Consider the following 19,157-nt stretch of genomic DNA (forward strand, 5'->3'; position numbering starts at 1 on the left):
ATTGTGGAGAATTACAAGTATAAAGTTTTAGATAAAATAACGTACACTGAACTTGTGTATGGAAGAATAAATAAAAAATTAAATTTAAATTATTCTAAAGAAAAAATTCAAGAATTGATTTCAAAGATAGTTTTTGAAACTCATGAAAGCCATTTTGTGAAAAAAGGAAAAAATATTTATATCACAAATCATGAAAAGAATATAGTTTTGACAATTAATATAAATACCAATAGAATAATAACCGCAACCACTATTAATATTTAAATTTAAAATATTTGATTCCCTATTTATTTTTGATATTCAAACTGAAAATTCTAGGATAGACATTAAACATTCTATTTACTATATAAAATTCCCTAACTTTACGACATTAAACTTTTAATTAAATACATACATTATGAGCAGAAAATTTCCAGCTGGTGTTGCCACAGGACAAATGGTAACCGATATTTTTGATTTCGCAAAAGAAAATAAATTTGCACTTCCCGCAGTAAATGTGATCGGATCTAGCAACGTGAACGCAACTATGGAAACTGCTGCAAAATTAAATGCTCCAGTTATAATACAGTTTTCTAATGGTGGTGCAGCTTTCAACGCTGGAAAAGGCTTAAGCAATGATGGCCAAAAAGCCGCAATTCTTGGAGGAATTGCTGGTGCAAAACATATTCATACTTTAGCTGAAGCTTATGGAGCAACCGTTATTCTTCACACAGATCATTGCGCAAAAAAATTGCTACCATGGATTGACGGATTGATGGATGCCAACGAAGCTTACCACAAACAATACGGAAAATCTCTTTATTCTTCTCACATGCTGGATCTTTCTGAAGAGCCAATAGAAGAAAACATGGAAATTTCTGCAAGATATTTCGAAAGAATGGCAAAAATTGGAATGACTTTAGAAATAGAACTAGGAATTACTGGTGGTGAAGAAGATGGCGTAGATAATTCTGATGTAGATTCTTCCAAATTATATACACAACCAGATGAAGTTGCTTACGCTTACGAAAAACTAAAAGCAATTTCGCCAAACTTCACAATTGCTGCCGCTTTTGGTAACGTTCATGGTGTATACAAACCAGGAAACGTAAAACTAACACCAAAAATTCTTGATAATTCTCAAAAATTTGTAGAAGAAAAATTTGGTCTTGGAGCAAAACCAATTAATTTCGTTTTCCACGGCGGTTCTGGTTCTACAGAAGCAGAAATAAAAGAAGCAATCGGATATGGTGTAATTAAAATGAATATTGATACTGATTTACAATTCGCTTATACAGAAGGAATTAGAGATTACATGAATGAAAATTTAGACTATCTGAAATCTCAAATAGGAAATCCTGATGGAGCAGAGAAACCAAACAAAAAATATTACGACCCAAGAGGTTGGATAAGAAAAGGCGAGGAAACTTTCAGCGCAAGATTAGAAAAAGCGTTTGAAGATCTGAACAATATAAATACACTTTAATATAAATAATAATTGATGAGAGAAAATTGATTTTCTCTCTCATCATTTATCAATAATCATTTATCAATTATAATATATGGCATTCGAATGGTTTAAAAGAAAGGCTCAAAATATTACAACGAGTACAGACGATAAAAAAGATGTACCAAAAGGGCTTTGGCATCAAACTCCATCAGGAAAAGTTGTAGAGCATGATGAACTTAAAAAAAACAATTATGTTTCTCCAGAAGATGGTTTTCATGTAAGAATAGGAAGTGCAGAATTTTACAATATGCTTTTTGATGATTCTAAATTCAAAGAATTAGATGCAAAAGTAGAAAGTGTAGATATGCTAAATTTTGTAGATACCAAACCTTACGTAGATCGTTTGAAAGAAGTAAAAGCAAAAACTAAATTGACGGATTCTATCAGAAATGCTGTTGGAAAAGTGAACGGCACCGAGATGGTAATCTCATGTATGGATTTCTCATTCATCGGCGGATCTTTGGGTTCTGTAATGGGAGAGAAAATAAAAAGAGCTGTAGACTATTGCATTAAACATAAATTGCCTTATATGATTATTTGTCAATCTGGTGGAGCAAGAATGCAAGAAGCTACGTTTTCCTTAATGCAATTGGCGAAGGTGCAAAGTAAGTTGGCTCAGCTTTCAGAAGCTAAATTACCTTACATCGCATACTTGTGCGATCCTACTTTTGGGGGTATTACTGCATCTTTTGCAATGACGGCAGACATCATCATGGCAGAACCAAGTGCTTTGATAGGTTTTGCAGGACCGCGTGTAATCCGTGAAACAATAGGTAGAGATTTACCAGAAGGTTTTCAAACATCGGAATTTTTGCAAGAAAAAGGCTTTTTAGATTTTATCGTAAAGCGTACAGAAATAAAAGACAAGGTATCCAAAACGGTTGAAATGTTGATGGCATAAATTGTGATCTGAGCTAGAAGCTTAATACACTTAATATTAGTATAACAAATCTCATCTTTGGATGAGATTTTCTTTATGAAAAAAGCATTTACCATATTTGTAAACACCATTAGAACCCTTACTTTTAAAAAGTTAGGTCTACTTTTAGGTACAACAATTCCAAATCCTTTATTTACTGCAATAAGTTTTTATGCTACTCTGAAAGCATTTGTATTGGCAAAAAAATATTTCCCAAAAACCAATTCTTCCGACGGAATAGGCAATGCTTTTCGCCATGCACTTTGGACGAGTTTAATTCTCATGTACTATTGTAAAATATCCTCCCCAAAAAAAGCCTTAAAATGGTGTAAAAAAATTACAGATTTACACGAAGAATTATTCCCAAATGAAGCGCTCCAAAAGCAAATGGATCTGCACAACAACAAGGTAGGCATGGATCTTTTCATGGAGATGGTACCAGGAATTCACCGACAGTTTTTTGAAAGTAGTTTTTTAATAGATGAACTATTTAAAAAAGTAAAAACGGCAAAAATTCTTACTAAAAATACAATCATTGCTGAAGCTGAATTAGTTTATTTGAAGTAATTTTTTCTTTAAAAATCTACAACGTCCTATTTTTTAATTACATTTAACAAAATTTTTAAAAATGGCATTAAGCAGAATCTGGGCGTCTTTTATTTTGGTAGCTATATTGGTAGCAAGCATCAAGTTTTTGTTTTTCCCAAACTATCAGGATATCTACAATGATATGGTGGTAGGAAGTGGCGGAGATACAGTGCAAATTGCTACAAAACCAATAGGAAATCTATCTCCAGAAATTCAGAAAAATTTAGCTTTAAGTTCTGATTATAAAGCAGATAGAATACAATACAAAGCAGACGCGAAAAAGAAAGAAGTTGCAGTATACAGAATACAAGAAACAGATGGCGTAATAGGAACCAGCAATACAGCAGTGAAAATTTGTATCGGTTTAATTGGTATTATGACGCTCTTTATGGGTTTCATGAGCATCGCCGAAAAAGCTGGAGGCATCAATTTATTATCGAGATTAATTCAACCATTTTTCTCAAAATTATTTCCAGAAATTCCAAAAAACCATCCCGCATTTGGTCACATGATGCTCAATTTCTCCGCAAATCTTCTCGGATTAGACAATGCTGCTACGCCTTTTGGCTTGAAAGCGATGGATAGTTTGCAAACCTTAAATCCTTCCAAAGATGAAGCTAGCAATTCCCAAATTATGTTTCTCTGTTTGCATGCAAGTGGTCTCACGCTGATTCCCGTTTCCATCATCGCCATTCGTGCTTCATTAAATGCGAGCAATCCTACGGATATTTTCTTGCCTTGTATGATTGCTACTTTTACCGCAACAATTGCATCCATGACGATCGTTTCCATCAAACAAAAAATAAATCTTTTTCAACCAATCATTCTTGCTTACGTCGGTGGTATTTCAGCCATTATCGCCTTATTAGTTGTTTATCTCGTTCAATTAAGTCGTGGCGAATTAGAAGTTTTTTCCAAAGTACTGAGCAACGGAATGATACTTTTTATCTTTTTAGCCATTATTCTAGGCGCGATTTATAAAAAAATAGACATTTTTGGGTCATTTATAGAAGGAGCAAAAGAAGGATTTAATGTTTCTGTGAAAATTATTCCTTATTTGGTGGGTATGCTTATTGCGATTTCATTGCTAAGAACATCAGGAGTTTTTGATGTTTTGATAGACGGAATGAAATGGCTTGCGATAACGCTCAACATGGACACTCGTTTTGTAGATGGACTACCAACTGCGCTCATCAAACCACTTTCTGGTTCTGGCGCGCGTGGAATGATGGTAGATACGATGACAACTTTTGGCGCAGATAGTTTCGCCGGCAAACTTTCTGGTGTATTACAAGGAAGTTCAGATACTACTTTCTATGTGATCGCCGTTTATTTTGGAGCTGTGGGTATTAAAAACACCAGATATACTGTTGGCGCAATGTTGATGGCAGATTTGGTTGGCATAATCACTGCGGTTACTTTGGCGTATTTATTTTTTGGGTAGAATTTTTTGGGCAGCAATATGACTTTGTCGAATATCTATTTTTTACTTTTTTTGGCAGACATTTCCACCTTCCGTTCTCAATCTTTTTATTGGAGGTTTCGACAAGCTCAACCACCAATAAAAAGGATTTCCACTCAAGTCGGGCTGCAAAGTTTCGCTTTATATTAAATTTATTTATCAATGGAAAACGATGTTAAAGATGATAAGATGATAAAAAAAATTCAATATCCTTGATAAAAACAAACGTCGTTTATTTATTAAAAAACTGCAATTAATACATACTTAAAAGCCTTAATGTTTAAAGCACTGATAGAGCTGTAAGCTTTAACAAGGCTGCAAAACCAAATTTTTTTTGAAACAAAACAAAACCCTCTTTAACAAGTTTAAACAAAAATTCCCCCAATGATCCAAGACAAAGATTTTCTCATCCGTCAAATACAGCAGTTTACAGCCTTACTTTCAAAATTATTGCTAGGAAAAAACGAAGGCAAACCAGAAGAGATAGAATTGGTAATAGAAACCCAGTTGAAAGATATTTTCAAAACCACATTTCCAGATTTGCTGCAACTATCTTTAGAAGAAATTGTAGAAAAGGTAGAAGTTTTCAAACCTCATCAACAACCAGAATTATACGAAATGCTCGGACATCTTTTCTATTTTAAAAACAAAGAAAATTTTAGCGAAAAGTTGGCTAAATATTCCATTTATTTCTACGAAATTTGGATTGCAAAAGCTCAAATCTATTCAATTCCTGTAAATGCGAGAATCGCAGAATTAAAAGAAAAGTTGACATAAATTTCCTGCAATTGGAATTGCAAAAACTATGTAAAAACAGCTCTCTTAATTTAGAAAATTTATAAGCTAATTTAGCTAATTCTCAACAGAATAAAAAAGGCATCCAGATCAAGTTTTTCTAGATTAATTAACTTTAGCTAAAAGAATAATTTGGCAAAAGCCGATTGAAATTTAATGTAAAAAATGAATAAACCCATTCATCGCAAATTATATGCGAGAATAAATAAGATTCGTCGTTAATAATTTTAGATTCAAAGTTGAAAATTCATTAGAACGTAATTTTATAACTTCCTGTAGAACTGGTGTTTGCACGTTCCGCTTTCACGTATTTTTTTACCCAAGCCACAGAAGTTGAAGCTACGCAAGCATCAGAAATTCCGCTAGATCGTCTTGCAGAAACTACGTTTCCGGCTTTGTCTACTGTAAAAGAAATATTAATAGTTCCACTTGCAGTGCAATTATTAGCTGGTTGATTCCCACCTCTACCCATTGTACCAGGGATAAAATCTACCAACTTTCTGTCAATACCTATTTTACTATCGCCATTGCCATCGCCACCAAGTGGATCTCCATCATTACCTACAGTTCCGTTTGTACCTTGTGAACCAGGATTTTGACCTCTACCTTTTAGTAAATTTCCAATGGCCGCATTTCCTTTTCCATCACCAGATTTTTTGGTAGTTGTAGATTTGGTAGCAGTTGCAGATTTTTGAGAATTTTTTGAAGTTTCAGCTTTAGAATTTGTCTTTTTTTCTATGCTTTTTGGAGTAGAAATTTTGGTGTTATTTCCAGAAATTAGTTTCTCAGTAGAAGAATTTGCCGGCTGAGAAAATTGTTCTTGCGGTGTAACCATTTCACTAGCAGCAATACTACCTTCTTGGTTAGCTGGTTCTTCCACTTGGTTTCCATTCCTATTATCTCCAAAATTAATAAGCATTGTAGTTACTGCTTCTGGTTCTACATCTGGTGTTTTTGAAAAAGTGTAAAAATAGATCAACAAAAATACCAGCAAAGAAACCAATGCCGTAATGATGGCGCTTTTTCTTTGATCTTCCGTTTCTTTTTGATTATTTTCTACAGCGTAATTCATTATTCTTGTTCTGTTGTTGCTATTGCAAGATTAAATTTGTGTGTTTCTGCAATTCCCATTGCAAAAATTACATCTTTATGTTTTGTATTCTCATCTGCTCGGATGGTAAATGTAGGATTTTGAACGCCTTTCAATTCATTTACTAAGTAATTTTCAAGGTTTTCCTTTGCAATTTCTTTATCGTTAACAAAATATTTGCCATCTTCGGTAATGCTTACAGAAGTAGGATCTTGCACATTCGGATCTCCAGCTGCAGATTGAGGCAATTTCACTTCGATCGCGCTTTGGCTGATTGCCGAACTCGTGATCATAAAAAATATAAGCAACAAGAAAATAATGTCCGTCATAGAAGACATGCTAAATTCTGCGCTTACTTTATTTCTTCTTTTCAGTTCCATATTATGTTAGATTATACTCAACTATTTATTTATATACTTTAAAATCAAAAATTTGTGAACCAAATGAAAAGCAAAATTATCCATTGACAAGCAATTGGAATTAAAATTATTTTTCTATCTGGTGCCGAAATATCTTGTAAACCTAGGTGCGTTTTTACTTTAATAATTTCAGCAAAATTCTGATTTTGATCACTAAAATCTACATCGTCTAGCTTTATTTTTTTCAGTCCAAACACAAGAACTCTTCTCAACCATTTGTTTTCGTTCTTTGCATTTTTTAATCCATGAATTATTCTTAATTGAGCTAGCGCAAAATCACCAGAGTTTCTCACGGTTTCTGTTTGCTTTTCTTGAAACTTTGCCAATATTCTATCCAAAAGTGGATTTAATAATTTTTCAGATTTATCGGTTATTAATTTGTTCGCAATTTTCGAAATAATATACTTATTTCCAAGCGAAAAAAACAATATAGGACTTACGATTGCGCTTATATACCACAAAATAGAGCCTATTGGTCTTGACAAAAACATCGTTACTAAAAACGGACTTGCACTTGCGTGTCCAGAGCTTCCTGCATCTATATCTTTTGACAATAGAAAAAATTCAATAATGAAAACCAACACAGTAGAAACTGATGCCAGAATATTTATTTTTACAAAACTCGCAAATGCACTGCCAGATAATTTTGCAAAATACTTGAAGTTTTCATTTTGGGAAGTCTTTTTCAATGTTCTATACTGGCTTATTCAATGCATCCAAAAATTCGTTGGTATGCGTTTGTATTTTCAAAACTAGGCGATCTACTTTTGTTACGATAATATTATAAAAGAAATAAGCAGGAATTCCTACAAACAAACCAGCTGCAGTTGTTGCCATTGCTGTATAAATTCCAGAAGCCAAAAGTTTCGGACTAACGGCACCTGTCACGTTGGATATTTCAAAAAATGCCATGATCATACCGATTACAGTTCCTAAAAAGCCCAACATTGGTGCAGCTCCAGAAGCAGATGCCAATAAATTTAGATTTTTTTCTAGTTTTGAAACTTCTAATTGACCTTGATTTTGCATTGCATTAGATATATCAGAAATTGGCCTTCCAATTCTTGCCAATCCTTTTTCTATCATCCTTGCTTCCGGAGAATCTATGGTTTTACAATAGTCTATCCCTGTATCTATTTTGCCATCTTGCACAAAATCTTTTATGTTTTCTAAAAAATTAGGCGTCAATTTAGAGGCTCTTTTAATGAAAAAATATCTTTCTAAAAAAATATAAAGCGCCAAAATACCGAGTAGAAAAATGGCAACCATAATGATATTGCTTACCAAACCACCACCAAAGAGAATTTCCCAAAGTGAGAATATTTGTTTTTCTGGGACAATTTTTGTGGAATTTATAGCACTTTGTGCAGTTTGAAGACTGTCTTGCATAGTATTTTATTAATAGTGTATAACGCAAAAAGACCATTTTTAGTATGGCTTTTTGCAATTTTTAGATATTTTTATATTGAAAATTAATCCTCGTCAATTTCAATTTCGTCGGGTTGAAAATGGCACTTCAACTTAAAACGAATTGGCTCTTCATTGTGAGTATAAAAATCGTCAACTTCGCCCTCCCATATTAGTTCTAACTCTCCTTTTTCGTCTTGGGAGAATGTTAATTTATTATGATGAAGATAAGCATCTTCATCATCATGCACATCTATTTCTGTATATTCTGTTTCGCTAGAATCATTAATAATAAATGTTTTTCCTGCTAATTCCGCAGAATCTACGGGAAAATCTACTATGTGAAAAGATAATTGCGGAAAATTGTAGTGCAAAGAATCATCATCTATATGATCTAGGTTTTCATCGGTATCAATTTCTAATTCGAGCAGATATTCCTCGTTCAAGTATACGGATTTGCAATAAGAATGTTGAATTTGGTATTTCAAAGTCTCCTCTGGATGATATATTTTTAAGATGCCTTTCATGATGAGAATTTTGTAAATATTAAATTATAGAAAATTCTAGATTCATGATGAATAAGATTATTTTCACAATTGGTGAGATTCATTTTATTTAAAATTGTTAAATATTAAAATTTAAAACTGTCCCTACAAAGATAAAAAATAGATTGATTGTAGAAAATTTTTAAAAAATAATTTAAAACTATTTAATTCATAGAGATAACATCAACTTTCATCACAATTTATTCCGTATTTTTGTGAGAATACTTAAACATATGAAAAATAAATTCATTCCCTTTTCAGTAATAATATCATTATTATTTCTAATATTCTCTTGTAAAAAAGAGAGTACCGTTAATATTGAAGAAATAAAATCTTCTGCAGTCCTGGATAGTATTGCGTCTAAATATTATAATCAATATTTGCAGTTTTATCCCCTAGAAGCAACTGCACAAGGTGAAAATAAGTATAATGATTTGCTTACGAATACTATTGATTCAAACTTCATTTCTAAAGAAATTTCCTTCTACAAGAGTATTCAAGAAGAATTGAAAAATTTGAATTACAACCAATTACCAGAAGATGATAAAGTGGTTTATGATGTTTTAGATTATACTTTGAAGGATAAAATTGAAAGATACACCTTCCATCCAGAATATATTCCGTTCACGCAATTTGGTGGTTTGCCTCTAGATTTTCCACTTTTGGGAAGTGGAGATGGCAATCAACCTTTTAAAAATGATAAAGATTACGACAATTGGTTGCGAAGAATGGAGAAATTCCCAGACTGGATGGATACTGCGATTGCAAACTTTAAAATTGGAATTCAAAATAAGCAGGTGCTTCCAAAAAAACTGGTGGTGAAAATGATTGCACAAATGAAAGGCGAAGAAATCATTAATAAAAATCTATCTAAAAATATTTTCTACGGCCCAATTAGAAATTTATCTAGCAATCTTACTGTAGCTCAAAAAGAAAATTACAGAACATTGTACAAAGACGCCATCAACAATAAAATTATACCATCTTATACTAAAATGGCGGAATTTCTTGAAAAAGAATATTTACCAAACGCAAGAGACACAGATGGAATCGGAGCTTTACCAAATGGAAAGGATGCCTACAATTACTATGCGAAAAGTTGGACAACTACCAATACAAATGTAGAAGACATCAACAAAATTGGTGTGCAGCAGGTGAATATGTTGCGTGCAGAAATGGAAAAAGTGAAAGAAACTGTCGGTTTTAAAGGTACTTTGGAAGAATTTCTAACGGATGTAAAAACCAACCCAAAAGCGATGCCTTACAAAACTGCAAAAGAGGTGATAGATTCTTTTAATGGAATTTTGAAAACAATAGATCCAAAATTAAAAACCATGTTTAGCGTGACGCCAAAAACAGGATTTGAAATTCGACAAACAGAAAAATTTCGGGAAGCTACAGCAAGTGCAGAGTACATTCCAGGAACACCAGATGGAAAACGCAAAGGTATTTTCTACATTCCAATCCCAGATCCTACGAAAATAAATGTAACCAGCGGAATGGAATCTCTCTTTTTGCACGAGGCAATTCCGGGACATCATTATCAAGTTTCTTTGCAACAAGAGAACACAAAAATTCCGAAATTCATGCGCTTTGGTTGGTTTGGAGCATATGGAGAAGGTTGGGCGCACTATTGCGAAACTTTGGGTCCAGAATTGGGATTGTACACAGATCCTTACCAAAAAATGGGCTATTTGAGCGATCAAATGCTTCGTGCAGTACGTTTGGTAATAGATACTGGTTTGCATACCGGAACGATGAACAGAGAAGAAGCGATAAAATATTTCTTAAACAATGTTGCCTACGATGAAGCGGGTGCAACTGCAGAAGTTGAAAGATACATGGCAATGCCAGGACAAGCTTTGGGATATAAAATTGGAGCATTAAAAATACGTGAATTGCGCGAAAAATATTCTAAAGATTTAGGCAAAAAATTTAATCTTGCAGAATTTCATGATGAAATATTGAGTCAGGGTTGTCTTCCACTTTCAGTTTTAGAAAGAAAAATGACGCTTTGGGCGAAAAGTAAGGAGTAGAAAAAGTTGGAAGTTGGAAGTTGGAAGAAAGCAATCTCGTTCTAAAAATTTTGTAGCTTTGTTCTATGATTTTTATCTTAATTTAATAAATTAACAATATGACTACTTTTAATGTGAGCATACCAGAAAATAAAATTCCTTTTTTTAAAGAGTTTTTAAATCTTTTAGGGGCAGATTACGAAGAAAAAAATGAAATTTTTGAATTATCAAATCAACAAAAACAAATTCTTGACGAAAGACTAAAAGCAGATAAAAAAGATTTTATCCCTGCAAGAGAAGCACTTAATAAACTTCGCCAAAAATATGAGTTATAAACTCGTTATTCTTGCTAGAGCACAAGAAGAAATAGATGAAGCTTATGAATATTATGAAAAGATTTCCCAATCTGTAATGCAAACTTTCGATGGTCAATTAGAAGTAGTTTACAATGCTTTAGAAACAAATCCATTTTTCCAATTTCGTTACAAAAATTTAAGAGCACTACCATTTAAATCTTTTCCTTACATGGCATTTTTTGACATTGACGAACAAGAAAAAATGGTGTACATTTATTCAGTTTTTAATACTTACCAAGATCCTGAAAAATATCCCAATCTTTAAGATTTAAAAAAAAAAAATAGAACTTTGGGCGACGAGTATGGAGTAGAAAATTTTACATTACATAATATTAGAAAATGGCAGATAAAATTATTTTAAAAATTAGTAGTATTTTTTCAATAGATATGGACTTTGCAATTGAGGACTTAAATAATGTATTGAAATTACAACTAAAAACACTTGATAAAATAGTTAATTATGAAGAATATGATGATAAAGTAGAACTGATTCTTGATAAAATGATAATTTCAGCAAAGAATAATATACCATATTTAAATGCTGCTAAAGAACTTAATGATTTATGTTCGAAACATTATCAATGGGATACTTTCGAGTTGGAATTAGATAAAACTAAAAATCAAGAATTTGTAGAGCTTTTCAATTCGTTCATAAAATATAAATACGAAAATTCGAGGAAAAAAGAAAAGTTACGAAACAGATTGATTTTAGATGGCTCTACAATATCTTTAATTACATATTTTAATTTAAAGGAAAAAAGATTTGCAATAGAATCGCCGAATCAGAAATCTCATCCAAAATTGGTTAGAATTTTAAAAGAATTAATGCAACATTTTAATGCAAATTTTTCTATAAATTCAAAAAAAATGTGATTGAATTTTAATTTGTTATCAAAGTTATGAATAGAGCTATTTATTTTCTAATTCTATTTTCATTTTTGGTTTCCTGCAAAAAAGACGAAACCAAAACACTAGAATTTAAAGATTGTGTAGTGGAATATCCAAGCTATGGAAGCGGTGAAAAAGAACTTTATGCCGGCCATTCGATTTCAAACAAATGGGAAATTGAATCTGCAAATCGCAAATTAGCATTGTGTTTAAGTGAAAAGTATCTTGAAAAACCTGACCAAGAAATTAAACTTAAAATATTGGAAATTTATAATAGTAAAGAAGAATATTTTGAACACAATTCTCCAAAAAACATCGAATTTAATACAATTCTGAAAAATCGAAATGAAATTTTCGATCCAAATATTTTAATTGAATAAGTTTTAATGAATTGAAAGAAGCCGAAGATTTAATTAGACAAAATTATCTTGAAAGTTTAGGCATCATCTTTTTTCGTATTTCTGATTTAGATGTAAAAATAAATTTAGATTCAGTGATGCAGAATTTGGAGGATTTTATTATTCAAAAGTTTGCATTTGGATTGTAAAACGATCCCACCTTTTTTACTTCAGAAAAAATCTACCATTTCAAAGAAAAGGAATTTTGTAAAATATTTTAGCCAAACAAAATCCCATCTTGGCTTCCTCTATTTAAAAAAATTGCACTGTTTCTTAAATAATTACCATTAATCCATTACATCTAAATTTACCTTCACTTTTTGACAAATATCAAAGGATTCTATTTTCACATATTTTACCTTTGTAGCTACAAATAAGTAATAAAATGAAAACTTTTAGAAATTACCTTGTCAGATTAATGATCTTTTTACCATTGGTTTTTTCAGCGCAACAAGCACCAAGTTTGCAAGAATTAATTAATGCCGCAATGCAAAATGATGGAACTTTAACTCAACAAAATCTAGAAAATAAATTTACCAAATTGGATGATGAAAAATTGAAAGATATTTTTCTTCCAAAAGTAGATATTTCAGGTAAAGCTGGGTATTTATATACTTCTGCGCATCTCACATCACCAGAAATCACCTTACCAGCAATTCCATCTTTATTTGCAGGAATTACAATTCCCGAAGGTTCATTCTCTAATACGCTAAATATTTCTGGGCTTTCCACATCTGCGAAAGCGGAAGCAAGTATTTTGCTTTATTCCGGTGGAAAAGTAAAATATCTGAAGGAAGCCAACCGCGAAAAAAACATTTCAGAAAATTTATTAATGCAAAAAACGCGCGACGAAATCATCACAGAAATTTCTAAAGCGTATGATCAAATGGCTTTGGTGCAAGAATCTAAAAAAGTATTAGATGAAGCAAAAAAACGATTAGACATTAATAAAAAAACCGCGGATAAAGCTTTGGGTTATGGATTGATAACGCCTTATGATAGAAAAAAGATTGAACTAGCACAAGCTATTTTAGATTCCAAAATCGTAGAGTATGAAGGAAAAAAGGAATTGCTCATTACTCAAATTCATCTTTTAACGGAAATAGATCGGGATAGAATTGCTTTGATTAAACCTCAACTAGAAACTATTTCTTATGAAGTTTTAGATCAAAATATAGAAAATCGTGTGGAAATACAAGCATTGAATCATGGAATTTATGCCACAGATTTTAAAATTAAAGCCGAAGAAAGATGGTGGATTCCCAAAGTTCAGGCGCAAACTTCATTGAGTTATTTCGGTCTTTTTAACAATAGCATTAGTACATCCAAAGATATAATTCCCAATTCTGGAAAAAAATTAGATTTAAATCCTTCCAGCATCAATATTTTTCCACTTTTTCAAGCGGGAGTTGGTTTTAAATGGGATGTTTTCGATGGAAATGAAGGGAAACATAAAGTAGAAACGGCAAAAATTGAAAAAGAAATTTTAGAAAATAAAAAAAGCGATGCTTCTAAGAAATTGAACCTCAATCTAGCCAACAATCAAACCAATTATACCATTGCAAATTCCCAAATAGCCTTAAAGAAAAAAGCGCTGGATATTGCAAAAGAAGGTTTGGGCCAAGTGGAAAATGAATTTAGATATGGCACCAAAACTTCCGCCGCTTTGATAGAAGCAGAAAATGATTTGCAAAATGCAGAATTAGAATATCAAACCGCTGTTTTTAACCAAAGAAGAAGCGCCATCGAACTGATGAAATCTACACAAGATTTGCAAGTGGAAAGACTTTAAATAAATAAAAAAATTATTTTATAATAGACATAAGAACCGGAGATAAAAGTAAAATTCTGCTTCGTTTCACACAAAAAAACAAACAAAATGAAAAATTCAATAATTAAATTTTTAGCAATACTTCTTGCATTTACGTTTTTCAGTTGCAAAAAGTCTGAAACAGAATCTGCAATTGGTGGAAAAACCAAGAAGGAAATCGTTTCGTTTTCACCCAAATTATCTGGTAGAATTTTAAATATTTATGTAGAAGAAGGTCAAACCGTGAAAACAGGAGATACTTTAGCCGTTCTAGATATTCCCGAAGTTTCTGCAAAAATAGCACAGGCAAAAGGCGCAACATCTTCTGCAATTGCACAAGTAGAAATGGCAAAAAACGGCGCAACAGGAAACCAACTCAATCAACTGAAAGCCAAACAAAAAGGTTTGCAAGAGCAATTTAATTTTGCTCAAAAATCTTTCAATAGAGCCAAAAATATGTACAATGACCAATTGCTTTCACCGCAAAATTATGATGAATATTTTGCAAAATACCAAGGTGCAAAAGCACAATTAGATGCTGTGAATGCAGAACTTCGTGAAGTGCAAATGGGAACTCGTGTAGAAAAAATTGAAATGGCTCAAGGTCAAGAAAATCAGGCGAGAGGAGTATTGCAAGAAGCAAATGTTGCCTTTTCCGAGAGATACATTATCGCTACAAATGACATGGAAATAGAGACAATTGCTTTAAATAAAGGAGAATTGGCAACTGCAGGTTATCCGCTTTTTTCAGGATATATTCCTGCTTCGTCTTATTTCCGTTTCACAATTCCAGAAACAAAAATAGGAAAATACCAAAAAGGAATGCAAGTAACATTGGTTGTAAACTACAGTAAAAAGGAAATTAAAGGAAAAATTGTGGCTATAAAACAACTAGCAAAATACGCAGATATCACCTCTGCATTCCCGGATTATGAACCAGAAGAAGCGATTTATGAAATAAAAGTAGTTCCGGAAAATCAAAATTTAGCAAAAGATATTTTGGTGAATTCTAATGTGACTTTAAAATAGCAGAAAGCATAACTACAAATTTACAAAATGAAACAAATTAGATATTTATTAAAAAGGGAGTTTAAGCTGTTTTTAACCAACAGAACTTTATTATCGGTTTTCTTTGTGGCGCCTATTTTCTATGCATTGCTTATTGGGTTTACCTACCAAGCTGGGAAAGTAGAGCATATTCCCGTGATTGTAGTAAACCATGATAACACACCTCTATCTAACCAGGTTTTGGAGATGCTGCAAGATAGCAAATCTTTGAAGGTGTTGAGCTACATCCACGAACCTGCTAATTTAAAAGATGAAACCATCAAAACAGAAGCGGCTGCAGTAATTATAATTCCAGAACGTTTTGAAGCGATGATGCTGCAAAAAAAATATCCAGAAGTAAATGTTTATGTGAATACTTCTAATGTTTTGACGGCAAATTTTGCAACAAAAGCCATTCAGCAAACTTTAGGAACATTTTCTGCAGGTGCAGAAATTAAAGCTTTGCAAAAGAAAGGATTGAGCTTGGATATTGCGAAAACTCAATATGAACCATTTAAAGCTAATTACATCACGCTTTTTAATACTACCAGTAATTACCTTGTTTTTATGTGGCCTGCAATGATGGCGGTTGTTCTGCAACAGGTAATTCTTCTGGCAATGGCAGTTTCATTTTCGGAAGAATTTAAACGAAAATCTTTCTTAAAAGATTTTGCGGGCAAAGAAAAATATGCCGTTTTTGTGATGGCTATCAAATGTTTGCCAATTTGGGTTTTTGCAAATTTGAATATATTATTTTTCTATTTTTGCAGCCTTTACTTCAAAATTCCCGTTCCAGATAATGTTTGGAATTTCTTTCTTATCACTGCAGCATTTGTAGTTGCAGCTACCAACTTAGGGGTTTTGGTAAGTATTTTAATTCCAGATGCTCTAAAGGCAACGCAAGTTTTGATGGTCATTGCTTCACCTGCATTCATCATTAGTGGATTTACGTGGCCTACTTATGCAATGCCAGCATTTATTAAAAGTTTTACGTCTATTATCCCATTAACACCCTATTTGGAAGCATTAAAAATTATGGTTGTACAAAATGGTTCCGATCTTTTAACCAAAAAATATTTTGTGCATCTGCTCATTTTAGGCTTTATCTACTTTATTTTAGCTTGGATTGCTTTAAAGATTAAAATTCATTTTCTTTTCAAAAAATTTAAAATTTCACAAGACATAGAGGAAATAGAATTGGCTAAAATAATCTCTTCGGAAGAATAAGAAATTAATTTTTTTGAAAAATCTTTCAAATGATGGAAGCGTCTTTATATTAAATTAAAGACGCTTTCGTATGTTTTTGGCATAAATTCAGGTTTTCCGTTTAGTCCTCTTTTTTAATATAGATTCATGTAGAACCTGCTGTAAAGAGGTTTGCCGCTCCGAGATTTTATAATTTGAATTGCTTTTTAAAATTCCAGTTTCTTTAAGTATTTTTGTAAAAACAAAAGTGTGAAACTCCTCGAAAAAATTTCTAAATACAGCATCATAGACGAAGTAACGGAAGACTTTTTTCGCAACGAAACCCAAACAAAAACTTTTCAGAAAGGCGAATTGCTAAGTCAGCAAAATACCTACAACCGAAATGTATACTATATGGAAAAGGGTTTGGCGCGCACTTTCTATTTTGAAAAAGGCAAAGACATCACCACCAATTTTTATTCGGAAGAGAAATCTTTTGCCAATATTGATACAGTATTTAATAATGTTCCTTCTTATTACAATATAGAAACTTTGGAAGAAAGCATTGTTACCTTTTGCGATTACAAAAAATTGGAAGAATTATGTTCTATTTCTTTACCATCGGCCAACTTTAGCAGATTTCTACTTGGGAATTTGATGACGCAAATGACGAAACGCATCAATTCTCTGCAACACATGACGGCAAAAGAAAAATACATTCAGCTTTTAGAAGAAAATCCCAATATTATTCTTCGCGCACCTTTAGGAATGATTGCTACCTATCTCGGAATTTCACAAGAAACTTTGAGCAGAATTCGGAGTGAAATTTAATTCAAAAAAAAAATTTAGCTCTTTTTTAGAAAATTTACCCAAACAACATCCCCGTGATATAATCTCCATCTTGATTTCCTCTCGCAGGAGAATATTCTCTTCCATAATAGATAATTTGCAAATGCAATTTGTTCCAAGATTCTTTTGGGAACAGATTTTTGGCGTCTTTTTCAGTTTCTTCTACGTTTTTTCCTTTCGTTAGTTTCCACTGCTTCATCAATCTGTGAATGTGCGTATCTACAGGAAAAGCGGGAACTCCAAATGCTTGGCTCATCACTACAGACGCAGTTTTGTGCCCAACTCCGGGAAGTGCTTCCAATTCTTCAAAGGTTTGGGGTACAATTCCGTTATGATTTTCAACCAAAAGCTCCGCCATTTTCTTTAAATTTTTAGATTTGACGTTGGATAGTCCAATCTGTTTGATGAGTTCTTTTATTTCAAAATCTTCCAATTTTGCCATAAGAAAAGCACTTGGAGCTTTTGCAAATAATTCTGGAGAAATTTCATTCACTTTCTTATCTGTTGTTTGTGCAGAAAGCGCAACTGCCACCAAAAGTTGAAATGGATTTTGATGATCCAAGGGAATTCCTACAGTTGGATAGCATTTTTCTAATTCTTCAAAAACTATTTTCGCTCTTTGCTTTTTCGTCATTTTATGATTAAATTTATACAAAAATAAACATTATGCTAAACGTAGGCGATTCTTTACCAAAATTTGATAGTTTAAACCAAGATGGAATTTCTGTTTCTTCCAAGGATTTCCAAGGAAAGAAATTGGTGATTTTCTTTTATCCAAAAGCGAATACACCTGGTTGTACCGCAGAAGCTTGTGACATCAATAATAACATAAGTGAATTGAATAAGGCAGGTTTTGAAATTTTAGGAATATCTGCAGATTCTGTAGAAAAGCAAAAGAAATTTCATGAAAAATTTTCTTTCAAATATGATTTACTAGCAGACGAAAACCATGACATTTTGGAGAAATTTAACGTTTGGCAATTGAAGAAATTTATGGGAAAAGAATATATGGGAATTGTGAGATCCACTTTTATCTTTGATGAAAAAGGAATTTGCACCAGAGTAATAGAAAAAGTGAAAACTAAAGAAGCTGCGGCGCAAATCCTCGAATAGGAGTAGAAGATTATCTTCTATTCATGCTCTTTTGCAATTTTTTTTTCGCTTGTTCCCTAGCATCCTTGCTATCTATCGCATCTTGAACTTTTTTTGCTTCGGCATCTTTCATTTGCTTTTCTATAACGGCATTGTGCGGATTGTTTGTGCAGGTCTTATCATAGATTTCATTATAAGCACCATTATCTTTAGTAGAAATTATATTTCCAGTTTTTTTATCAATAATCAGTTCATAATGATTTTTCGCGAGCGGGCAATTTGTAGTTGTTATTTTTGCCAATTCTACAATATAATTATCTTTATTGATGATGTAATTTCCAGCTAAATTTTTAAATTCTAAATCCATAAAATAACCACCCAAAATTCCAACAATAGCAGCTTCTTCGGGAGTATTTATCGTTCCTAAAAAAGATTTTAACTCTCTAGAATCCTTAATGTATTTCGTAGAATTCCCGGCTAGATAAGCGATGTAATAAAATTGATCTTCATTTTTTATTAGCTGAAAGCCAAACTCTTGCGGTTCAAAATCAATTTTTTTTCCGTAAGATTTTACTGTGGAAGATCTTCCATATTCGTTAGAAATCAACATCCATGAAGTGATATTTTTCTCAGGTTTTATTTCTTTTAAAAGAGATTCGCTATCTGCAAAAGTAGTTTTTTGTTGTCCAATAGCATTCGCAAAGAAAATTAGGCTTAGAAAAAGCAATATATTTTTCATAAAATTTTTAATGATTTTTATAGGGGTTGCAAAAATTCCGCCATTCAAGAAAAATATAATTCTA

At 32.4% G+C, this 19,157-nt stretch carries 24 protein-coding genes; 17 read left to right on the forward strand and 7 right to left on the reverse strand.

Annotated elements, in window-relative coordinates; genetic code table 11:
• Positions 1-3 precede the first annotated feature (3 nt).
• The 6 genes from HNQ03_RS16240 to HNQ03_RS00625 all read left to right on the forward strand — a co-directional run bounded on the left by HNQ03_RS16240 (position 4) and on the right by HNQ03_RS00625 (position 5,235).
• Complete coding sequence (locus tag HNQ03_RS16240; RefSeq protein ID WP_382404963.1) at positions 4-264, forward strand: DUF3781 domain-containing protein; 261 nt, start codon at positions 4-6, stop codon at positions 262-264.
• A gap of 133 nt (positions 265-397) precedes the next feature.
• Positions 398-1,465 carry a class II fructose-bisphosphate aldolase gene (gene fbaA, locus HNQ03_RS00605; protein WP_173777693.1) on the forward strand — a complete coding sequence of 356 codons (1,068 nt, stop codon included), beginning with the start codon at positions 398-400 and terminating at the stop codon, positions 1,463-1,465.
• Positions 1,466-1,541: 76 nt separating this feature from the next.
• Positions 1,542-2,390 (forward strand): acetyl-CoA carboxylase, carboxyltransferase subunit beta, encoded by an 849-nt coding sequence (gene accD, locus HNQ03_RS00610; protein WP_173777694.1) that lies wholly within the window; start codon positions 1,542-1,544, stop codon positions 2,388-2,390.
• 75 nt (positions 2,391-2,465) lie between these two features.
• Positions 2,466-2,975, forward strand: coding sequence for a DUF6973 domain-containing protein (locus tag HNQ03_RS00615; RefSeq protein WP_173777695.1), 510 nt, complete (start codon positions 2,466-2,468; stop codon positions 2,973-2,975).
• 61 nt (positions 2,976-3,036) lie between these two features.
• Positions 3,037-4,440 (forward strand): nucleoside recognition domain-containing protein, encoded by a 1,404-nt coding sequence (locus HNQ03_RS00620; protein WP_173777696.1) that lies wholly within the window; start codon positions 3,037-3,039, stop codon positions 4,438-4,440.
• A gap of 402 nt (positions 4,441-4,842) precedes the next feature.
• Positions 4,843-5,235 carry a hypothetical protein gene (locus tag HNQ03_RS00625; protein ID WP_173777697.1) on the forward strand — a complete coding sequence of 131 codons (393 nt, stop codon included), beginning with the start codon at positions 4,843-4,845 and terminating at the stop codon, positions 5,233-5,235.
• A gap of 268 nt (positions 5,236-5,503) precedes the next feature.
• Here HNQ03_RS00625 and HNQ03_RS00630 read toward each other — a convergent pair whose 3' ends face one another.
• The 5 genes from HNQ03_RS00630 to HNQ03_RS00650 form a co-directional block, all read right to left on the reverse strand.
• On the reverse strand, positions 5,504-6,325 hold the full coding sequence (locus tag HNQ03_RS00630; RefSeq protein ID WP_173777698.1) for a ferric siderophore ABC transporter substrate-binding protein: 822 nt from the start codon (positions 6,323-6,325) through the stop codon (positions 5,504-5,506).
• Complete coding sequence (locus HNQ03_RS00635; protein WP_173777699.1) at positions 6,325-6,723, reverse strand: ExbD/TolR family protein; 399 nt, start codon at positions 6,721-6,723, stop codon at positions 6,325-6,327. The genes HNQ03_RS00630 and HNQ03_RS00635 overlap by 1 nt, the downstream gene beginning before the upstream one ends.
• Before the next feature lie 44 nt (positions 6,724-6,767).
• Positions 6,768-7,451 (reverse strand): hypothetical protein, encoded by a 684-nt coding sequence (locus HNQ03_RS00640; protein WP_173777700.1) that lies wholly within the window; start codon positions 7,449-7,451, stop codon positions 6,768-6,770.
• 4 nt (positions 7,452-7,455) lie between these two features.
• The gene (locus HNQ03_RS00645) at positions 7,456-8,151 is read right to left on the reverse strand and encodes a MotA/TolQ/ExbB proton channel family protein (protein WP_173777701.1); all 696 of its coding nucleotides are present in this window, start codon (positions 8,149-8,151) and stop codon (positions 7,456-7,458) included.
• 83 nt (positions 8,152-8,234) lie between these two features.
• Positions 8,235-8,696: a hypothetical protein gene (locus HNQ03_RS00650; protein ID WP_173777702.1), complete on the reverse strand. Its 462-nt coding sequence runs from the start codon at positions 8,694-8,696 to the stop codon at positions 8,235-8,237.
• 251 nt (positions 8,697-8,947) lie between these two features.
• On the opposite strand from HNQ03_RS00650, the gene HNQ03_RS00655 reads away from it, so the two are divergent.
• From HNQ03_RS00655 to HNQ03_RS00695, 10 genes are all read left to right on the forward strand, one after another.
• A complete protein-coding gene (locus tag HNQ03_RS00655; protein WP_173777703.1) occupies positions 8,948-10,750 on the forward strand; it encodes a DUF885 domain-containing protein in 1,803 nt (600 codons plus the stop codon).
• Between the two features lie 98 nt (positions 10,751-10,848).
• Complete coding sequence (locus HNQ03_RS00660) at positions 10,849-11,064, forward strand: hypothetical protein (RefSeq protein WP_173777704.1); 216 nt, start codon at positions 10,849-10,851, stop codon at positions 11,062-11,064.
• Entirely contained in the window at positions 11,054-11,350 is a 297-nt protein-coding gene (locus tag HNQ03_RS00665) for a type II toxin-antitoxin system RelE/ParE family toxin (protein WP_173777705.1), read from the forward strand. Before HNQ03_RS00660 ends, HNQ03_RS00665 begins: the two co-directional genes overlap by 11 nt.
• A 74-nt stretch (positions 11,351-11,424) precedes the next feature.
• Positions 11,425-11,958: a hypothetical protein gene (locus HNQ03_RS00670; RefSeq protein ID WP_173777706.1), complete on the forward strand. Its 534-nt coding sequence runs from the start codon at positions 11,425-11,427 to the stop codon at positions 11,956-11,958.
• A 119-nt stretch (positions 11,959-12,077) separates the two neighbouring features.
• On the forward strand, positions 12,078-12,353 hold the full coding sequence (locus tag HNQ03_RS00675) for a hypothetical protein (protein ID WP_173777707.1): 276 nt from the start codon (positions 12,078-12,080) through the stop codon (positions 12,351-12,353).
• 11 nt (positions 12,354-12,364) lie between these two features.
• Positions 12,365-12,520, forward strand: a complete 156-nt coding sequence (locus HNQ03_RS16065) for a hypothetical protein (RefSeq protein WP_226927399.1) — start codon at positions 12,365-12,367, stop codon at positions 12,518-12,520.
• Positions 12,521-12,756: 236 nt separating this feature from the next.
• Positions 12,757-14,163: a TolC family protein gene (locus HNQ03_RS00680; RefSeq protein WP_173777708.1), complete on the forward strand. Its 1,407-nt coding sequence runs from the start codon at positions 12,757-12,759 to the stop codon at positions 14,161-14,163.
• Positions 14,164-14,250: 87 nt separating this feature from the next.
• On the forward strand, positions 14,251-15,210 hold the full coding sequence (locus HNQ03_RS00685) for an HlyD family secretion protein (RefSeq protein WP_173777709.1): 960 nt from the start codon (positions 14,251-14,253) through the stop codon (positions 15,208-15,210).
• A gap of 27 nt (positions 15,211-15,237) precedes the next feature.
• Positions 15,238-16,455: an ABC transporter permease gene (locus HNQ03_RS00690; RefSeq protein ID WP_173777710.1), complete on the forward strand. Its 1,218-nt coding sequence runs from the start codon at positions 15,238-15,240 to the stop codon at positions 16,453-16,455.
• Between the two features lie 228 nt (positions 16,456-16,683).
• Entirely contained in the window at positions 16,684-17,244 is a 561-nt protein-coding gene (locus tag HNQ03_RS00695; protein ID WP_173777711.1) for a Crp/Fnr family transcriptional regulator, read from the forward strand.
• 34 nt (positions 17,245-17,278) lie between these two features.
• On the opposite strand, the gene nth is transcribed toward HNQ03_RS00695, so the two are convergent.
• Entirely contained in the window at positions 17,279-17,896 is a 618-nt protein-coding gene (nth, locus tag HNQ03_RS00700) for an endonuclease III (RefSeq protein ID WP_173777712.1), read from the reverse strand.
• A gap of 32 nt (positions 17,897-17,928) precedes the next feature.
• Here nth and bcp point away from each other — a divergent pair, with 32 nt between their 5' ends.
• Positions 17,929-18,375, forward strand: a complete 447-nt coding sequence (gene bcp / locus HNQ03_RS00705; RefSeq protein ID WP_173777713.1) for a thioredoxin-dependent thiol peroxidase — start codon at positions 17,929-17,931, stop codon at positions 18,373-18,375.
• A 10-nt stretch (positions 18,376-18,385) separates the two neighbouring features.
• Here bcp and HNQ03_RS00710 read toward each other — a convergent pair whose 3' ends face one another.
• Positions 18,386-19,093: a hypothetical protein gene (locus HNQ03_RS00710; RefSeq protein ID WP_173777714.1), complete on the reverse strand. Its 708-nt coding sequence runs from the start codon at positions 19,091-19,093 to the stop codon at positions 18,386-18,388.
• Positions 19,094-19,157 lie beyond the last annotated feature (64 nt).

The organism is Frigoriflavimonas asaccharolytica (genome assembly GCF_013294015.1).
In the GTDB taxonomy this organism is placed as follows: Bacteria; Bacteroidota; Bacteroidia; order Flavobacteriales; family Weeksellaceae; genus Frigoriflavimonas; species Frigoriflavimonas asaccharolytica.